The sequence below is a fragment of the Pseudoalteromonas lipolytica genome (assembly GCF_001306915.1).
Classification (GTDB): domain Bacteria; phylum Pseudomonadota; class Gammaproteobacteria; order Enterobacterales; family Alteromonadaceae; genus Pseudoalteromonas; species Pseudoalteromonas simplex.
Genome location: NZ_LJTC01000002.1, coordinates 83,099 through 100,067, shown reverse-complemented (window position 1 = coordinate 100,067; position 16,969 = coordinate 83,099). Strand labels below are relative to the sequence as shown.

Here is a 16,969-nt window from a genome sequence, read left to right as displayed (position 1 = left end):
AGCCATTGTCATGATTAAATTCACTAAACTCGCAGCACTTTGTTCACTTATCGCATTACCAACACAGGCTTTAGCACGAGATGTCAACGACTTAGGTGTTGATTTACAGGCCGCCACATCAGCTTACATTGTTAAAAATTCAAATAAACGTTATCCAGGTAGTTATAACGGCTCTCGTCTAGAAGGCTGGGCATTAATGTCTTATGTGGTTGATACACAAGGTAAGGCAAAAGATATTGAAGTGATTATGGCATCTGATACTCGGGGTAGTGAAGAAAATGCAGAGAAATACTTAACCAACTTAGAGTTTGCACCCGCTACAAAAGAAGGTAAAACCGTAGAAGGGGGTTACCTATTTTCATTTGAAGTAGGTAAGTATTTTAATGGTTACTCAAATGATAAAGCGAGCCGTGGTTTCATTAATGAATATGATGAAATCAATAAAATGCTACAAGCAAAAGAGTTTAATAAAGCTGAGCAAGCATTGGCTGAGTTATACAAAGACCATACTAAAAACACCTCTGAGCAGGCATTGTTTGCTTGGTTGAAAAGCCAATATTATTACCATCAACAACAATGGTTTGGCTTTGACGAACAGTTGTCTGTAGCCTATTTACTGCGAGCAAAACTGCCAACTGATATACAGTATTTAGTCGCTAAAAGTGCTCTACAATGGTACAGCTTTAAGGGCGATTTTAACCTTGCTTATAATGCTATTTATGCGTTAGATAATATCGAAGGGAAAGAGTTTTCAGAAGAAAACAAGCTTGCCACCATTAAGCAAATTGATGACTTATTAGCCCGCACACCGCAGATTAATTCACAAATCAATGTTTCAAAAGATAAGCTGTCATATTTATCTTTATCTCGTGGTTCTATCAAAATAGAGGGCGCGAGCGATGTCACTAAATTACAGATCCGCTGTGCTGATCAAGTCATTGACCTTGAAGCGAGTGAATCAGTTAACTACGTTATTGATGAGCAAAGCAGACGATGCGGTTTATTAGTTAAATCTGCAAATCCTGCTGAGATTAAAGTGAAACAAACTGGCTATGCCATCGTTAACTCAAAATATGACGCTAGTTAATTGTTTACTTTAAGCGCTTAACATACCTTAGCGTTACGAAATTAATCAACGCCATTAAAAAGGCGATTTCGTAACGACTAAATGCCACAGCAATGCCGATGAGTCCCATGTTCCAAATACTGGCTGCTGTGGCTGTTCCATACGTTGAATTCTTGTTCTTCAAAATGGCACCACCGCCAATAAAACCAATACCCGTGATGATCCCTTCGAGTACTTTTGATTCTGCCTCTGAACTTGTTAAAACAGACATACCCACTAATGCATAACCACAAGATGCAACAGCGACTAATGGAAATGTTCGAAGACCTGCACCATTACTGGTTTTTTCTCGATCAAATGCCATAGGAAGGGCTAGTAAGTAGGCAACTCCTAAATGAATTAGGTTGTCGAGAATTTCATGCCAATCAATATTAAAGTCCATGCTTTGTTCCTTGCTATCTAGATTATGATAGCTTTGCAATTTCAATACCCGATCAACAAATTGAATTAAATGAGGAAACTAGGGACATGTAGCCGGGTTTTTAAAAGCATGCCTTGCTATAATTTGCGATTTTTACGCAGTGCTATGTCATTTTTTCAGCCTTTTGGCTGTTTGAATTTCAGCCATGCTAACAGTATGCTAAACACGCTGACAAAATAGGCTTCACATTGAAACATTCCATCTCCTCTCTTGAAAAAACCGCGCTTGCACTGTGTATGTTTGGTGCACTGATTGCTGTGATTTTGCCTGATGTTATCACTGAGCAAGTTCAGCCGTTTGTACAAATGATTTTAAAATGGACTGGTAGTAGTTTTTTCTTATTGGTGAATTTTTTATTGTTTGCCATCATAATTTTAGCTATTAGCCCACTTGGTAGCCGTAAAGTGGGAGGCGAGCAAGCTGTTGTTGAGTATTCAAACTTTGGTTGGTTTGCCATGTTGTTTGCAGCAGGAATGGGCTCTGGCTTGGTTTTTTGGGGCGTAGCAGAGCCTGCATTACATTCTCTCGACCCTCCACTTAAACAAAGCTTATACCCAGATAGACTGGCCAGTAGCCTTGCTTTAACCTTGGTTAATTGGGGCGCTCATGCTTGGGCGCTTTATGCGGTGTTTGCCTTAGTGCTTGGTGGATTAACGCAATACAGTGGTAAGTCAGGTGATATTTGTGCCCCTGTTTTAACGGCGCTTGGTAATCAGATAGATAAATCTGCAAAATTTACTGTGTCGTTTGTTGTGAAACTCATTGCGATAATTGCTATTTTTTTTGGGGTCGTCGGCACCATAGCTAATTCAACTTTATTGATTAGTAAAGGCGTAGAAATTGAGTTGGGGGTTACTTCAACTTTATTAGTAGGTTCATTAATCGTTTGTTTGTTAGCCGTTATTTATTCGCTGTCGGTTAAATTTGGATTACGTCGCGGTGTACAGTCACTGAGTATATTTAACGTACTCCTAGCATTTAGTCTGCTTGTTTGGTTGCTAATAGTGGTGCCAATTGAGCCTATTATAAAGATTGCATTTGATGGAACTGGCTACTATTTACAGTTGCTTGCAACCGGCACTTGGCAATTTGATAGCCAGTTAAAAACGCCTGACTGGGCCACTCATTGGACATATAATTATTACTTTTGGTGGTTAGCGTGGGGGCCATTTGTTGGTGTGTTTCTAGCCAAAATTAGTCAGGGGCGCAAGGTTTGGCAATTTATTTTGGCGGTTGTGTGTATTCCAACTTTAGTCACTATAATTTGGTTTGCGACCTTTTCGGGGGCAGCAATTGAATGGGATAGACTCAATCAAGCAGGTATTTTAGTCGCAATAAAACAAGATTACAGCCAAGGCTTATTTGTATTTTTTAATCAACTAGACTGGCAAGGAACCGTGTTTATTTGGGCCAGCTTATTATTACTGTTGATATTTGTTGCCACATCCGCTGACTCTGCAATATTAGTCATAAGAGAACTGGTTAGCTCTGAGCAAAATAACCGCGTAACCCTCTATGCATGGTGTTTAGCATTATTCCTATGCAGCTTTGCATTATTAATGTTACAAGATGAGCCGTTAAATCGTAGCGTTGCAATTTTAGGCGCTTTACCTTTCTTATTAATATTTCTATTGCAGTTGGTTGGGTTTTTAAAAGAGTTTATTCGCGATATTTGTGATTAAAACTTATTTGTGCAGAGATAAAATCTCTACACAAATAGGTAGTATTATAGATACTTTTTATGAAACATTAGGTGTTCATCAATAAAGCTGCTGATAAAGAAGTAACTATGATCATAACCCGCGTGCATGTTAATTTCGGCTGGGTAATCTTTTTCGTTCACGACAGCAAATAAGTTCTCCGTTTTGAGTTGCTCAGTTAAGAAGTTATCGGCCTCACCTTGATCAATACGCATGGGTAAATAATCATCAGTGACGGCATTTTTCATTAATTCACAGCTGTCGTATTCAAGCCAACTTGCTTTATCACTACCTAGGTAATTACTGAACGCTTTTTCACCCCAAGGGCAATTAATCGGGTTCACAATCGGGCTAAAAGCACTGGCGCTGACGTATTGTTGAGGGTTTTTAAGTGCAATCATCAATGCGCCGTGACCACCCATAGAATGACCGGCGATGGCTTTTTTGGTCGTCACAGGGAAGTGCGCTTCGATAAGTGCAGGTAACTCAGAAACAACATAGTCGTACATGTTGTAGTGCACATTGTAAGGCGCTTGAGTCGCATTGACATAAAAACCAGCACCTTGACCAAAATCGTAATTGTCATCGTCAGGCACATTTTCACCGCGCGGGCTAGTATCTGGAGCGACAATCGCAATACCTAGTTCAGCCGCTTTTTTAAATGCTCCGGCTTTTTGCATAAAATTTTCATCAGTACAAGTTAAGCCTGACAACCAATACATCACCGGTACTTTATTCGTTTCGCTGGCACCGGGCGGTAAAAAAATCGCAAAGCGCATAGCACAATGCGTGCTGCTCGCTTGGTGGGTATATTGTTTATGCCAGCCACCGCTGACTTTTGTTGAGCTTATGTTTTCTAGCATAACCATATCCTTGAAACAAAAGCGCTAGGTATCAACCTAGCGCCAAATAAAAGATTAATAATGAATAACTGAGCGGATGCTCTTACCTTCGTGCATTAAGTCGAAAGCTTCATTGATATCTTCAAGTTTCATGGTGTGTGTGATGAAATCATTTAAAGCAAACTCACCGTTCATATAACGCTCAACAATTTCAGGTAGTTCTGAGCGACCTTTAACGCCACCAAATGCACTACCGCGCCATACACGACCTGTTACTAGTTGGAATGGACGTGTTGAGATCTCTTGGCCTGCACCTGCAACACCAATGATTACTGATTCACCCCAACCTTTGTGACAACACTCAAGAGCAGAGCGCATTACATTAACATTACCGATACATTCAAATGAGAAATCAACACCGCCGTCAGTCATTTCAACGATAACTTCTTGGATTGGTTTGTCGAAGTCATTTGGATTGACTAAATCAGTTGCACCTAGTTTAGTCGCAAGATCAAACTTACTGGTATTGATATCAACACCAATAATACGGCTTGCGCCCGCCATTTTCGCACCGATTATCGCCGATAAACCGATACCGCCTAGACCAAAAATAGCGACGGTATCGCCTTTTTGAACTTTTGCTGTTTTAGTAACAGCACCCATGCCGGTTGTTACACCACAACCAAGTAAACAAATTTCTTCAAGCGGCGCTTCTTTGCTTACCTTAGCAAGTGAAATTTCAGGTAATACAGTGTACTCAGAGAAGGTAGAGCAACCCATGTAGTGATAAATTGGTTGACCATCTTTATAGAAACGCGTTGTGCCATCAGGCATTAACCCTTTACCTTGCGTTTCACGTACCGCGGAGCATAAGTTTGTTTTGCCCGATTTACACATTTTACACTCGCCACATTCAGCAGTGTAAAGTGGAATAACATGATCGCCTACTTCAACATGTGTTACGCCTTCACCGATGGCTTCAACGATACCGCCACCTTCATGGCCAAGGATTGCTGGGAAAATACCTTCAGGGTCTTCACCAGATAAAGTAAATGCATCGGTATGACAAACACCTGTAGCAACAATCTTTACAAGCACTTCGCCTTTTTTAGGCATCATTACATCCACTTCTTCAATTGATAGTGGTTGATTTGGACCCCAAGCAATAGCCGCTTTTGATTTGATAAAATCAGTCATAACGTTCCCTTATAGTTGTTGGAAGTAAGTATTAAACTTAGTCTATTTTATTTGTTTCTCAATGAATGATAATCTTCGTTTTATTAAAACACTTTTACAGTATGGTAATAATGAATCGTTGGCACGGAATTGATGAGTTTTTAGCGGTAGCAGAAACAGGCAGTTTTACAAAAGCAAGTAAGCTATTGGGTATGTCAGTGGCTCATGTAAGCCGCTATGTGAGCCAATTAGAAGAGCGATTAAACACCCAATTGCTAACCCGAACCACTCGTAAAGTGGTGCTAACGCAAGAGGGGCAGGTATTTGCGCATCAAACAAAACAATTACAACATGCCATGGATGATGCTACGGCATTACTTGCAGAGCAGCAATTGACACCTAAAGGCAGTATAAAACTAACAGCTCCTGTTATGTACGGTGAAAGTTTTATCATGCCTGCGGTACATTCGTTTATGCAAAAGCACCCAGATATTGAAGTGATCAGCCATTTAAGTAATGAGCAAGTTAATCTATTAGAAGATGGGTATGATCTCGCTATTCGGCTCGGTCATTTAAAAGATTCATCTTTAAAAGCACGGCGCATTAGTCAGCGCAGGCTTGTTATTTGTTGTAGCCCTGAATATATCAATAAATTCGGCCAACCACACAGTGTCAGTGAATTACATCAGCACAATTGCCTTATCGGTAATAACAGTTACTGGCGGGTAAAAGAGCAGGGCCAAGATAAGCACATCAAAGTGGCTGGGCGTTTAGCCTGTAACAGTGGTTGGGCATTGGTTGACGCTGCTATCAAAGGGTTAGGCATCGTGCAATTACCAGATTACTATGTCAATGAACACTTAGCCGATGGCAGGTTGACTGCTGTTCTTTCGAATGTTGCACCTGAACCTGAAGGGGTGTGGGGGGTGTATCCACCAAGGCAGTTTATTGCAACCAATGTAAAAGCATTACTTGACCATTTGGTTGCTACTGTTCAAGTATCAGATTTATAATTATTTTTTACAATTTCGCGCATCCCATGCTAGCTAAATCTATGCTAACATGAGCGCATATTTAGCCCTTGGAATACCCATAATTTATTATGTTTCAACCTGTTAGCCTTTTTATAGGGCTGAGATATAGTCGCTCCTCAAAGGGCAATGCCTTTATCTCATTTATTTCATTTTTCTCTATCGCGGGCATTGCTATTGGTTTAATGGCCTTGTTTACAGTTAGTTCAGTAATGAATGGCTTTGAAAATAACCTTAAAACCAACATGCTAGGTTTAATTCCTCATATTGAAGTATCAGCCGAAGATAATTCGAAAGAAACCATGCTGCAGTTAAAGCAGCAACTAGCAAATTCTCAAGATGTTAAACAAGTTAACCTATACCGCCATGGCGAAGCCATTTTACAAACTAACCAAGATTTGCATGGTGTGTTGTTACAAGGGCTCTATGATGAAGGAAGCTCCATCTATAACGTAAAAGATAAAATTGTTGCCGGCAATTGGTCACAAGTAATGGACAGCAACTACCATATTGCGATTAGCCGCTACTTGAGTCGAAAATTGGGTATTTCGCTTGGGGATAAAGTACGGGTGATCATGCCTAATGCCAGTTCATATACCCCCCTTGGTCGAGTGCCTAGTCAGCGCTTGTTTACCGTTGCTGCACTTTATGAAACACAGTCAGAAATTGATATGTCATTGGCATTTACCAGTGGCTATTCGTTAGGGCGGGTTTTGAAGCTGGCAAAATCAGCAGCACCTAACTTGAGTATATCGCTTTATGAACCATTTGCTGTTGAGCAAGTATTACAATCTCAGTTAGCTATTTTAAAAGATTACACAGTGACTGATTGGCGAGCTAGCCAAGGGACACTATTTGCCGCTGTGGCAATGGAAAAGCGTATTATGTCGATGTTACTTGGCTTAATCGTGCTCGTGGCAGTGTTTAATATCATTTCAGCATTAACCATGATGGTGAGCGAAAAACAAAGTGAAGTCGCTATTTTACAAACACTGGGTTTAACTCCGTTACAAGTGCAGCACGTGTTTATGATCCAAGGCTTATATAATGGCCTTATCGGTACCAGTATTGGTGCGTTACTTGGTGTGCTATTGAGTAGCAACATTAATGAATTATTGAATATGTTAGGCATCAATTTACTAGCGGGCGTGAGTTTACCCGTTAAATTTGATGTGATGAGTTTGAGTTTAATTGCCGCAGGGAGTATTGCAATGAGCTTTTTAGCTACCTTGTATCCTGCCAGAAAAGCTGCAAAAGTGAATCCAGCAGAGGTATTACGTTATGAGTGATTTAGTTATCAATTGTCAGCAGCTAAATAAAGTCTATCAAGATGGCGATAACGAGGTTGCGGTATTAAAAGGGGTTGATTTAGCTCTTAAACAAGGCGAAATGTTAGCCGTTGTAGGGAGCTCAGGCTCAGGAAAAAGTACCTTATTGCATATATTAGGTACCTTAGATAACGAAAGCTCAGGCAAGGTTGAAATTAAAGGCCAGCAAGTTTCTAAATTAAACCGTAAACAACAAGCCAGTTTCCGTAATGAAAATTTAGGTTTTATTTATCAATTCCATCATCTATTAATGGAATTTACTGCCATCGAAAATGTTGCAATGCCATTATTAATTAAAGGCTTAAGCGCAAAAGCGGCAACCGAAAAAGCCCGTAACATGCTAGATAAAGTAGGGTTATCTCATCGCAGTGAACATAAACCTTCGGCGTTATCAGGTGGTGAGAGGCAGCGGGTTGCAATAGCACGTGCATTAGTAACCGAGCCTGCTTTGGTGCTTGCCGATGAACCAACCGGTAACCTAGATAAACAAAACGCAATTAAGATTTACGATTTAATTAAAGAATTAAATACTAGCTTAAAAACCAGTTTTGTTGTGGTAACCCATGATTTAGAACTTGCAGATAAACTAGGCAAAATTGCCTATTTAGATGATGGTAAGCTCGCAATAAAAGAGTCTCAGCATGTTGCTTAGTGCCTTTATTTCAAAACGCTTTCGTGCCCATAGTGGCCAAAAAGACGGACAAAACGGTTTTGTTAGTTTTATCGCTAAAGCATCGACAATCGGCATACTTTTAGGTGTCGCTGTGCTAATTGTTGCTTTATCAGTTATTAATGGTTTTGAGCAGCAGCTAGTACATCGGCTTTTATCGGTTGTACCTCAGGTTGAATATGTTGCCCCTAACAGACCAATCAATAATTGGCAGTCAAAAGTTGCTCTACTACGCTCTCAAGCCGGTGTAACAGGTGCTGCGCCGTTTATAAGTGTCAACGGCATGGCGCAATATAAAAGTGAGTTAAAAGCAGTTGAAGTGCGTGGTGTTAGCCCTGAATTTGAAAACCAAGTGTCGGCGTTAAATCAATTTACAGAAGGGCGCTTAGTTAGCCAGCTACAACAAGAAGATGTGCTTTTAGGCCAACAAATCGTTAACCGATTGAGCCTTAAAATTGGCGACCCAGTTACCTTATTAATCCCACAGATAAACCAGCAAAGTAACACTTTATTGGCGCCAAAGCGTGTTAGCTTGAATCTTGCGGGTATTATAAAAATGGGTGGCCCAATTGATGAAACGGCGGCTTTCATTCGCCTTGATAAAGCGCAAAGTGTGTTGAGTTTTGAGCAAAACCAAGTAACCGGCTTACGATTACAAGTAGCTGATGTGTTCGCAGCCCATCAAACGGCGATGCGTGTGGGGCAAGTTATTCCTGATTATGTCTATGTCTCGAGTTGGTTTAGAACCCAGGGTAGCTTATATCAAGATATTCAAATGGTTCGCACTATTGTGTATATCGTGGTGTTTTTAATAATTGCCGTAGCGAGTTTTAATATTGTTTCGTCATTAGTGATGGAAGTACGTGAAAAACAGGCAAATATCGCAATTTTAAAAACCATGGGCGCACAAGATAGCACCATTTTAGCAACTTTTGTGATGCAAGGTTTTACACAAGCTTTAATCGGGGTAATTCTAGGCACGATTATCGGTGTGATGCTTGCGTTAAACATCAGTGAACTGTTCACTTGGGCAAGTAATTTATTTGGCGATAACCCGTTACAAGGGGTTTATTTTATTGAGTTTTTACCCAGTAAATTAGTTTGGCAAGATATCGTTATTACGGTGATTGTGACTTTTATCCTCGCTATTTTGGCAACATTATATCCTGCTTGGCAAGCAACCCGTGTCGATCCTGCAAAAGTTCTTGGTAATTAAGGAGTGTTTATGAATAAGCAAAGGATTATCGATTTCTGGTTTAATGAATTAGGACCAGAAGCTTGGTATCAGCAATCTGATGAAGTTGATGCTTTGATTACGGTTGAGTTTTCAGAATGCCTTTTACAGGTTATCGCAGGCGAGCATGCTGACTGGCGAGTTGATGCCCTAGGCTCTTTAGCTGAAATTATCGTGTTAGATCAGTTTTCACGCAATATTTATCGTAATACGGCGCAGGCTTTTAGCCAAGATCCACAAGCACTAAGCTTAGCGCAAAGAGCAATTGAACTTGGCTTTGATAAAAAATTACCTAGCTCTCAAGCTGCGTTTATTTACATGCCGTTTATGCACAGTGAATCTAAAATCATTCATCAGCAAGCTGAGCAATTGTTTAAAGGCATGAGTAATTATGAATTTGAACTAAAGCACAAAGTGATTATTGATAGGTTTGGTCGCTACCCACATCGCAATAGGATTTTAGGTCGCGAATCAACTCCTGAAGAACTGCAATTTTTAACTGAGCCTAACTCTTCTTTCTAGGTTGATTGAATAGTACGCAAGTAAATTTAAATGCTCTTTGATTGCCTGTAAACACTTGCACAGCGCCATTTTAAACCTTAAAGTGTCAGAAATGTTGTAAAAGAGTAACCACCATGGAACAAAAACAAGCAAGACCATTAACACCAGAAGAACAAGCTGAAGCGCAAAAACAAAGTGTTATTTGGCAAAGAGAATGTTTCGAAAATGCACAAAAGCATTTAGCTGAAAAAGGCGTTATTCCGCAAACTGTTGTAGAAAAAGAAAGCCGTTTTATTGCGCCATTAGTAGCTATCTGGAAATTTAAAGCACAAAACGGTAAGAGCTATTGGGTGATCACAGGTCGTTTACCAACCGATCACGCTGAAGCAAGCGCAGCAAACAATGCACGTGAAGTATTACGTTATTTCTCAATGCAGTGGCAAATGAAGGCTGATCAGCTAATGCAATCAGGTGCGGTAGATAAAACCAAAGCTGATTTTGCTAATCTGTTAATCAACCGTGCCCATGGCTTATATGAGTTATTTGAAAAAGAAGAAATGTGGCAAAATGAGCCAGCATAACTAACTCTACATACCTTCTAACAAAAAAGCTGAATAATGTTATTCAGCTTTTTTGTTTTACATGTACCTTAATGCACTAAAGTGAATGGCCGAGTATCAAAATGCTTAATAGGGCAGAGCATTCGTTGCCTTGGAATACCAGCTTCCATGAACACTAAACCATCAGCCGAAAAACCATTTTGTTTGAATCTATCTACTTCATTCAATATGCAATTAATGCTGACACAATCACAGCCTTGCTTTTCAGCCAAATTAACTAAGTAATTCAATAATGATTTATAAACCGAACGATTACGGTGTTCTGGTAAAACTGCAATACGGCCGATAAGGCCATCATTACATAAACGCCCAGTAGCAACTGGGCGTTTACCTTCATCTGTAACGAGCACGTGATGTGCTATTTTATCTAGATGGTCAAACTCAATGTGTCTTGGGATATGTAGTTCATATACAAATACCCGCTCTCGGATTTGTTGTAAGAGTTCCTTGTCGATACTCCATTCAACTTCATCTATTTGATAGCCCATAAACACACACTCCTAACAAAACCAAATACCCTCATTTAAAAGTGTAGTAAAGGTTTTCAAGAAAATGTGATTATTTTTTGAACTATTTATGTCAGCAGCGGTCACCCATGTCTGATCGGTGAGCTTTGTTATTAATTCAAGGTCAGTTAAATCATGCATGTAATTAACACCATTAATACTTAAAAGTATTTTATCGTCAATTACTTGATAGATAGCGCGGGTGCCACCTAAACGCTCAAAAACAACGTCTTCATCATTGAGTAAGTCATTTACGTCATCTAAAGTATATGGCTCTTCTAAAGGCGCTAAATCCATGTCATGCTTTGGCTGACTCATACTGTTACCAAGCCAAGTCTTGAATACTGCATCATCATTAATTGCAGCAATCATAAGTTGCTTTACTTTTTCTGCTTCAGTTTGGTTAAGCTCACCTTTAGATGAGCGCAACTTAAGCTCTGCATCACCGTATCGTTGATTACCAAGCTCAGTATCGATAAGGTGATCGGCAAATTGTGATAATAAATCGCGTTGATTTGGCGCTCTAAAACCTACAGAGTAATTAAGTGCATTTTCAACTGCGTAACCTTCATGTGGGCAACCTGGTGGAATATAGAGAACATCTCCCGGCTTTAACACACAGTCGATCACGGCAGGAAATTGCTCAACTTGTAACAGGCTCTTATTTTGTGCAAATTGCTTTAAGTTCGCATCAGGTAAACCAACTCGCCAGTGGCGCTTTCCTTCACCTTGAATAATAAACACGTCGTATTGATCTAAATGCGGGCCCACTCCACCACCCGGGGTAGAGTAGCTGATCATTAAATCATCGATACGCCAGTTTGGAATAAAGCGAAATGGCTCAAGTAGTTGCGCTGCATCGCTATGCCAATGGTCAACTGCTTGCACCAGTAATGTTGAGTGCTTTTCAGTTAGCAAGCTAAAGTCTTCAAAAGGACCATGGTATGCTTGCCAATCATCTGAGTGATTGGTCACAATACGTGATTCAATGCTTTCTTCCATGGCAAGACCGGCCAATTCTTCGGGCTCAATCGGATCTGCAAAATCCTTGAAGCCTTGCTTTATAAGTAATGGTTTTTTCTGCCAATACTCAGCTAAAAATTGCTCTTGGGTTAATGAATTAATGGTTAATTGATACATAACATGACCTAAGCGAATTGATATAAAAAAAGCGAAAGGAAGGCCTTTCGCTTTTTTAAGTCTTAATTTGAATTTAAGCTAAGTTGTCGATGAACTCAACAGCACGACCAATGTAATTAGCCGGAGTTAATTTTTTCATTTCTACTTTTGCTTCTTCAGGTAACTCAAGACCATCAATGAAATCAGCCATGATTTCTTGGTTTACGCGCTTACCACGAGTAAGGTCTTTAAGTTTTTCATATGGCTTTTCGATACCATATTTACGCATAACCGTTTGGATTGGCTCTGCTAGTAATTCCCAGTTTTGGTCTAGTTCTGCTAATAAACGCTCTTCGTTTACTTCAAGCTTGCTAACACCTTTTAATGTCGCTTGGTAAGCGATAAGTGTGTAGCCCATACCAACACCTAGGTTACGTAACACTGTTGAGTCAGTTAAGTCACGTTGCCAGCGAGAAACAGGTAGTTTTTGCGCAAGGTGAGTAAAGATAGCGTTAGCAATACCTAAGTTACCTTCAGAGTTTTCAAAATCAATCGGGTTTACTTTGTGAGGCATAGTTGATGATCCAATCTCACCTGCGATTGTTTTTTGTTTGAAGTGGTTAAGTGCAATGTAGCCCCAAACGTCACGGTCAAAATCAAGTAATACAGTGTTGAAACGTGCAACTGCATCGAATAACTCAGCAATGTAATCGTGTGGCTCGATTTGTGTTGTGAACGGGTTGAATGTTAAACCTAGGCTCGTTACGAACTGCTCAGCGTGGCTGTGCCAATCGTACTCTGGGTATGCACTTAGGTGAGCGTTGTAGTTACCCACAGCACCGTTGATTTTACCTAACATTTCTACGTTAGCGATTTGGTCACGTTGACGCTTTAAGCGCATGTAGACGTTTGCAAACTCTTTACCCATTGTAGAAGGGGTAGCTGGTTGACCGTGGGTACGTGTCATCATCGCAACTGACTTGTACTCAACTGCTTTTTCTTTTAATGCATTTAGAAGTTGGTCACAGTATGGAAGTAATACTTTGTCACGGGCTTCGGTAAGCATTAAACCGTGAGACAGGTTATTGATGTCTTCTGAAGTACAGGCAAAGTGAATGAATTCGTTAACTGCGTTAAGCTCTGCGTTTTCAGCTACTTTTTCTTTAAGTAGGTATTCAACGGCTTTTACGTCATGGTTAGTTGTGCGCTCGATCTCTTTAACGCGTGCTGCATCAGCTTCGCTAAAGTTATCAACAATGGCATTAAGTAAAGCATTAGCCTCGTCGCTAAATGCCGGTACTTCTTTGATTGCGCTAGCTGCAGATAAAGCTTGTAACCAACGAACTTCAACAGTTACACGGTATTTGATTAAACCAAATTCGCTGAAAATGCTGCGTAGTTCCGTGGTCTTGCTGCCATAGCGACCATCTACCGGAGAGATAGCGGTTAACGCTGAAAGCTCCATAATGACTCCTAAATTGTCTAGTTTGAACGATAATTAAATTGATTGTTTAGCAATGGCGAGGATTTTTCTTTTTGCAAAGAAAAAATGACGGCGTTTACCGCCCATTTGTCGCCATAACACGGCACTACGAATTCCGGCCAATAATAAGGCACGAATTTTGTTTTGCGTGAGCTGCTGTTTTAATAACTCTGGCTTGCCATACACTTGAATACGATGCCCGAGGGGGCTTAGCACCGATGAGTAAATATCAGCAAGCGCTGCTACTACAGTATCATCTGTGATAGCAAAGTGGTCGAGGCGACGTTTAACATCATCAATGCGACGACCTAATTCATTTAAGCTGTTTTGCTTTGAACTTAATGCACGTTCTAATTGCATTAAACCACCCACATATTTTACGATTTCGACGTCTTTGTCTGCGCCGGCAGAAAGCTGTGCAATCAAAATGCGATAGCCTTCACGTAAATTATGTTTACCCTGATACACGTCTTCAGGGCTATTTGGTGATGTTTCGACAATACAGTTTAGTAACTTATCTAATTCGTGATCACTGCCTTGGCCATATTGCGCAACTTTTTGTACTTGTTTAGCAACTTGGCACATGGCAGCTAAAGCCATGACTTGGTGCTCTGTCATTATTTGATCACCGAATCAATAATACCACCACCTAAACACACTTCGTCAGCGTAGAATACGGCTGATTGGCCCGGTGTCACTGCTTTTTGTGGCTCATCAAATAATACGCGTGCCATACCATCTTCACCAACAAGTAAAGTACAGCTGATATCTTCTTGGCGATAGCGGGTTTTAACAGTACAGCGTGTGGTCCCTTTAGGGCCTTCGCGGTCAACCCAGTGCAGCTGGTTTGCATTTAAACCATTGCTGTATAGGCGAGGGTGGTCTTTACCTTGACCAACCACTAATACGTTACGATCAACGTCTTTATCAACTACATACCAAGGTTCACCCGAACCTTCTTTCATGCCGCCAATTAATAGACCTTTACGTTGACCAAGTGTGTGGTACATCAAGCCTTCGTGCTCACCCACTTCGTTGCCATCGGTATCTTCAATTTTACCTGGCTGTGCTGGTAAGAATTTTTGTAAGAAGTCTTTAAATTTACGCTCACCAATAAAACAAATACCAGTACTGTCTTTTTTATCGTGCGTAATTAAATCTTGCTCTTCAGCGATGCGGCGTACTTCAGGCTTAGCAATATCGCCAACAGGGAAAAGTGTTTGCGCAATATGCTCATGGCTTAAAGTGTATAAGAAATAGCTTTGATCTTTGTTGTCATCGAGGCCACGACACATTACAAATTTATCACCACGTTTTTCGCGGCGAACATAGTGGCCAGTCGCGATGTAATCAGCCCCAAGTGCTTGTGCTGCAAATTCTAGAAATGCTTTGAATTTAATTTCTTTATTACACATGATGTCTGGGTTTGGCGTACGGCCTGCTTTGTACTCTGCTAAAAAGTACTCAAACACGTTGTCCCAGTATTCGGCTGCAAAATTTACAGTGTGAAGCTCAATACCTAGCTTGTCGCACACAGCTTGTGCGTCTTTTAGGTCTTCAGCTGCAGCGCAATATTCATCATTATCGTCTTCTTCCCAGTTTTTCATAAACAGGCCTTCAACTTGATAGCCTTGTTGCTTTAATAAATACGCTGATACAGAAGAATCAACACCGCCGGACATACCCACGATGACTTTAATGTGACTATTTTCGCTCATAATATTCGCTGTCATTTTTTAACTGCTATGGAAAGGCCGATATTATAGCATGCTTTTAGACGCCCAAACCAGCCAAAATCACAGCGCTTATTGGTAAATCAAACTAAGTGGGTAGGCTTTACCAGCTAAATGATCTTCAATGCATTTTAAAACCAGAGGGCTTCTAAGCGGCAGGCTTTTAATTTGCTCAAGGCTAAACCAATCTGCGCTGAGAATGTCATCATCTTTGGGAGATGGTTTAAACAGCTCTGGGCTATTAAAAGCAAAGCTAAATCGCATATAGTGAATGCCATTCGTGGCGTGTAAATTATAGATACCAACCAGGTGACTAGCATTTAGACTAATCCCTGTTTCTTCAATAAGTTCACGATGAGCTGCTTTAGCTAAGGTTTCATTGGCTTCCAAATGGCCGGCAGGCTGGTTATAGCAAATCTCACCTGTGTGTTTATCGCGCTCTTTAACAAGTAAAAATTTTTCTTGGTATGTGACGATGGCGGCCACTGTGACATTGGGTTTATGCATCTGGGTTGTTCACTACTTTAAATTGACCACTGTCTAAGCCATCAAGGGTATAGTTACCAATGCTGTAACGAATTAATCGCAAAGTAGGGAAGCCAACATGCGCTGTCATACGGCGAACTTGGCGATTACGCCCCTCAGTGATAGAGATTTCTAACCAGCTGGTTGGAATGTTTTTACGCTCGCGAACGGGCGGGGTACGCGGCCAAATTGACGGCTCGTCAATACGCCTAACTTTGGCAGGCTTGGTCATGCCATCTTTAAGCTCTACACCTTTGTTAAGTGCAAAGATAGCCTCATCAGTCACATCGCCTTCTACTTGCACCCAATAAGTTTTAGCTGTTTTTTTATTGGGTTCAGTAAGTGTGTGTTGTAATTTACCGCAGTTGGTAAGGAGCAACAGTCCTTCGCTATCTCTGTCTAGGCGTCCTGCTGCATACACGTCTTTAATAGTAATAAAGTCGGCAAGCGTTTTGCGGTTTTGGTCATCGGTAAATTGGCAAAGCACATCAAATGGTTTGTTCAATAGCACCACTTTGCGCTGCTCGGGGCTAATTGCTTTTTTAACTTGGCGTTTTTGAGTCGGCCTTGAATAAGTTCGACCGCTGCTGCGACGTGATTTGCTATTGGCTTTATTAACCATTAAATACACCTAGCCGGTTTAGGTAAACCTGCAATTTTAGTCGCTTGCTTAGCGGGGCCTTTAGGGAATAGCTTATACAAGTACATGCTATTTCCTTTTTCTTCACCTAGCTTTTGGGCCATTGCTTTGACCAGCATGCGTATTGCAGGGCTGGTGTTGTACTCTACGTAAAAATCACGCACAAAATGCACAACTTCCCAGTGCTGCTCACTTAAGGTAATGTTCTCTTGCTCTGCAATAATGGGTGCAAGCTCTTCACACCAATCATTTGAATCAAGTAAATAGCCTTGTTTGTCGGTTTCAATCTGTTTGTCATTAAATTCAAGCATGGT

The 16,969-nt window shown here is 40.7% G+C and carries 19 protein-coding genes; 8 read left to right on the top strand and 11 right to left on the bottom strand.

Going from position 1 to position 16,969, the window contains the following annotated elements; genetic code table 11:
* Positions 1 to 10 precede the first annotated feature (10 nt).
* On the top strand, positions 11 to 1,087 hold the full coding sequence (locus AOG27_RS02415; protein ID WP_054551421.1) for an energy transducer TonB: 1,077 nt from the start codon (positions 11 to 13) through the stop codon (positions 1,085 to 1,087).
* Between the two features lie 4 nt (positions 1,088 to 1,091).
* Here AOG27_RS02415 and AOG27_RS02410 read toward each other — a convergent pair whose 3' ends face one another.
* Positions 1,092 to 1,508, bottom strand: a complete 417-nt coding sequence (locus tag AOG27_RS02410; protein ID WP_054551420.1) for an MgtC/SapB family protein — start codon at positions 1,506 to 1,508, stop codon at positions 1,092 to 1,094.
* 227 nt (positions 1,509 to 1,735) lie between these two features.
* Between AOG27_RS02410 and AOG27_RS02405 the strand changes: the two genes are divergently transcribed.
* Positions 1,736 to 3,229 (top strand): BCCT family transporter, encoded by a 1,494-nt coding sequence (locus tag AOG27_RS02405; protein ID WP_235373487.1) that lies wholly within the window; start codon positions 1,736 to 1,738, stop codon positions 3,227 to 3,229.
* Between the two features lie 44 nt (positions 3,230 to 3,273).
* On the opposite strand, the gene fghA is transcribed toward AOG27_RS02405, so the two are convergent.
* Together fghA and AOG27_RS02395 are read right to left on the bottom strand one after the other, a co-directional pair.
* Positions 3,274 to 4,110: an S-formylglutathione hydrolase gene (gene fghA, locus AOG27_RS02400; RefSeq protein WP_054551418.1), complete on the bottom strand. Its 837-nt coding sequence runs from the start codon at positions 4,108 to 4,110 to the stop codon at positions 3,274 to 3,276.
* 54 nt (positions 4,111 to 4,164) lie between these two features.
* Positions 4,165 to 5,286 (bottom strand): S-(hydroxymethyl)glutathione dehydrogenase/class III alcohol dehydrogenase, encoded by a 1,122-nt coding sequence (locus AOG27_RS02395; RefSeq protein ID WP_054551417.1) that lies wholly within the window; start codon positions 5,284 to 5,286, stop codon positions 4,165 to 4,167.
* A gap of 110 nt (positions 5,287 to 5,396) precedes the next feature.
* Between AOG27_RS02395 and AOG27_RS02390 the strand changes: the two genes are divergently transcribed.
* The 6 genes from AOG27_RS02390 (at position 5,397) to AOG27_RS02365 (ending at position 10,610) form a co-directional block, all read left to right on the top strand.
* Positions 5,397 to 6,278 carry a LysR family transcriptional regulator gene (locus AOG27_RS02390; protein WP_082389169.1) on the top strand — a complete coding sequence of 294 codons (882 nt, stop codon included), beginning with the start codon at positions 5,397 to 5,399 and terminating at the stop codon, positions 6,276 to 6,278.
* An 89-nt stretch (positions 6,279 to 6,367) separates the two neighbouring features.
* On the top strand, positions 6,368 to 7,585 hold the full coding sequence (locus AOG27_RS02385; RefSeq protein ID WP_054551415.1) for a lipoprotein-releasing ABC transporter permease subunit: 1,218 nt from the start codon (positions 6,368 to 6,370) through the stop codon (positions 7,583 to 7,585).
* Positions 7,578 to 8,276: a lipoprotein-releasing ABC transporter ATP-binding protein LolD gene (gene lolD / locus AOG27_RS02380; RefSeq protein ID WP_054551414.1), complete on the top strand. Its 699-nt coding sequence runs from the start codon at positions 7,578 to 7,580 to the stop codon at positions 8,274 to 8,276. The genes AOG27_RS02385 and lolD overlap by 8 nt, the downstream gene beginning before the upstream one ends.
* A complete protein-coding gene (locus tag AOG27_RS02375; protein WP_054551413.1) occupies positions 8,266 to 9,510 on the top strand; it encodes a lipoprotein-releasing ABC transporter permease subunit in 1,245 nt (414 codons plus the stop codon). The genes lolD and AOG27_RS02375 overlap by 11 nt, the downstream gene beginning before the upstream one ends.
* A 9-nt stretch (positions 9,511 to 9,519) precedes the next feature.
* Positions 9,520 to 10,050, top strand: a complete 531-nt coding sequence (locus AOG27_RS02370) for a DUF924 family protein (protein WP_054551412.1) — start codon at positions 9,520 to 9,522, stop codon at positions 10,048 to 10,050.
* A 113-nt stretch (positions 10,051 to 10,163) separates the two neighbouring features.
* On the top strand, positions 10,164 to 10,610 hold the full coding sequence (locus AOG27_RS02365) for a DUF4826 family protein (RefSeq protein WP_054551411.1): 447 nt from the start codon (positions 10,164 to 10,166) through the stop codon (positions 10,608 to 10,610).
* 68 nt (positions 10,611 to 10,678) lie between these two features.
* Here AOG27_RS02365 and AOG27_RS02360 read toward each other — a convergent pair whose 3' ends face one another.
* The 8 genes from AOG27_RS02360 to AOG27_RS02325 all read right to left on the bottom strand — a co-directional run bounded on the left by AOG27_RS02360 (position 10,679) and on the right by AOG27_RS02325 (position 16,966).
* Positions 10,679 to 11,137, bottom strand: coding sequence for a GNAT family N-acetyltransferase (locus AOG27_RS02360; protein ID WP_054551410.1), 459 nt, complete (start codon positions 11,135 to 11,137; stop codon positions 10,679 to 10,681).
* A gap of 12 nt (positions 11,138 to 11,149) precedes the next feature.
* Positions 11,150 to 12,295, bottom strand: coding sequence for a cupin domain-containing protein (locus AOG27_RS02355; protein ID WP_054551409.1), 1,146 nt, complete (start codon positions 12,293 to 12,295; stop codon positions 11,150 to 11,152).
* A gap of 73 nt (positions 12,296 to 12,368) precedes the next feature.
* On the bottom strand, positions 12,369 to 13,739 hold the full coding sequence (gene purB / locus AOG27_RS02350; protein WP_054551408.1) for an adenylosuccinate lyase: 1,371 nt from the start codon (positions 13,737 to 13,739) through the stop codon (positions 12,369 to 12,371).
* A 33-nt stretch (positions 13,740 to 13,772) separates the two neighbouring features.
* Positions 13,773 to 14,375 carry a high frequency lysogenization protein HflD gene (gene hflD, locus AOG27_RS02345; protein WP_054551407.1) on the bottom strand — a complete coding sequence of 201 codons (603 nt, stop codon included), beginning with the start codon at positions 14,373 to 14,375 and terminating at the stop codon, positions 13,773 to 13,775.
* Positions 14,375 to 15,475, bottom strand: coding sequence for a tRNA 2-thiouridine(34) synthase MnmA (gene mnmA / locus AOG27_RS02340; RefSeq protein WP_054551934.1), 1,101 nt, complete (start codon positions 15,473 to 15,475; stop codon positions 14,375 to 14,377). Before mnmA ends, hflD begins: the two co-directional genes overlap by 1 nt.
* A gap of 87 nt (positions 15,476 to 15,562) precedes the next feature.
* On the bottom strand, positions 15,563 to 15,997 hold the full coding sequence (locus AOG27_RS02335; protein WP_054551406.1) for an NUDIX hydrolase: 435 nt from the start codon (positions 15,995 to 15,997) through the stop codon (positions 15,563 to 15,565).
* A complete protein-coding gene (locus AOG27_RS02330) occupies positions 15,990 to 16,637 on the bottom strand; it encodes an rRNA large subunit pseudouridine synthase E (protein ID WP_054551405.1) in 648 nt (215 codons plus the stop codon). The genes AOG27_RS02335 and AOG27_RS02330 overlap by 8 nt, the downstream gene beginning before the upstream one ends.
* Positions 16,637 to 16,966 (bottom strand): TusE/DsrC/DsvC family sulfur relay protein, encoded by a 330-nt coding sequence (locus AOG27_RS02325; protein ID WP_054551404.1) that lies wholly within the window; start codon positions 16,964 to 16,966, stop codon positions 16,637 to 16,639. The genes AOG27_RS02330 and AOG27_RS02325 overlap by 1 nt, the downstream gene beginning before the upstream one ends.
* Positions 16,967 to 16,969 lie beyond the last annotated feature (3 nt).

Bases quoted from the DNA above. Each gene is read 5' to 3' on its own strand.
- AOG27_RS02410 (WP_054551420.1), bottom strand. From the start codon at position 1,508: ATGGACTTTAATATTGATTGGCATGAAATTCTCGACAACCTAATTCAT.
- AOG27_RS02355 (WP_054551409.1), bottom strand. From the start codon at position 12,295: ATGTATCAATTAACCATTAATTCATTAACCCAAGAGCAATTTTTAGCT.
- AOG27_RS02370 (WP_054551412.1), top strand. From the start codon at position 9,520: ATGAATAAGCAAAGGATTATCGATTTCTGGTTTAATGAATTAGGACCA.
- mnmA (WP_054551934.1), bottom strand. From the start codon at position 15,475: ATGAGCGAAAATAGTCACATTAAAGTCATCGTGGGTATGTCCGGCGGT.
- AOG27_RS02375 (WP_054551413.1), top strand. From the start codon at position 8,266: ATGTTGCTTAGTGCCTTTATTTCAAAACGCTTTCGTGCCCATAGTGGC.
- fghA (WP_054551418.1), bottom strand. From the start codon at position 4,110: ATGCTAGAAAACATAAGCTCAACAAAAGTCAGCGGTGGCTGGCATAAA.
- AOG27_RS02365 (WP_054551411.1), top strand. From the start codon at position 10,164: ATGGAACAAAAACAAGCAAGACCATTAACACCAGAAGAACAAGCTGAA.
- AOG27_RS02390 (WP_082389169.1), top strand. From the start codon at position 5,397: ATGAATCGTTGGCACGGAATTGATGAGTTTTTAGCGGTAGCAGAAACA.
- hflD (WP_054551407.1), bottom strand. From the start codon at position 14,375: ATGACAGAGCACCAAGTCATGGCTTTAGCTGCCATGTGCCAAGTTGCT.
- AOG27_RS02335 (WP_054551406.1), bottom strand. From the start codon at position 15,997: ATGCATAAACCCAATGTCACAGTGGCCGCCATCGTCACATACCAAGAA.
- AOG27_RS02395 (WP_054551417.1), bottom strand. From the start codon at position 5,286: ATGACTGATTTTATCAAATCAAAAGCGGCTATTGCTTGGGGTCCAAAT.
- AOG27_RS02415 (WP_054551421.1), top strand. From the start codon at position 11: ATGATTAAATTCACTAAACTCGCAGCACTTTGTTCACTTATCGCATTA.
- AOG27_RS02360 (WP_054551410.1), bottom strand. From the start codon at position 11,137: ATGGGCTATCAAATAGATGAAGTTGAATGGAGTATCGACAAGGAACTC.
- AOG27_RS02325 (WP_054551404.1), bottom strand. From the start codon at position 16,966: ATGCTTGAATTTAATGACAAACAGATTGAAACCGACAAACAAGGCTAT.
- lolD (WP_054551414.1), top strand. From the start codon at position 7,578: ATGAGTGATTTAGTTATCAATTGTCAGCAGCTAAATAAAGTCTATCAA.
- purB (WP_054551408.1), bottom strand. From the start codon at position 13,739: ATGGAGCTTTCAGCGTTAACCGCTATCTCTCCGGTAGATGGTCGCTAT.
- AOG27_RS02330 (WP_054551405.1), bottom strand. From the start codon at position 16,637: ATGGTTAATAAAGCCAATAGCAAATCACGTCGCAGCAGCGGTCGAACT.
- AOG27_RS02385 (WP_054551415.1), top strand. From the start codon at position 6,368: ATGTTTCAACCTGTTAGCCTTTTTATAGGGCTGAGATATAGTCGCTCC.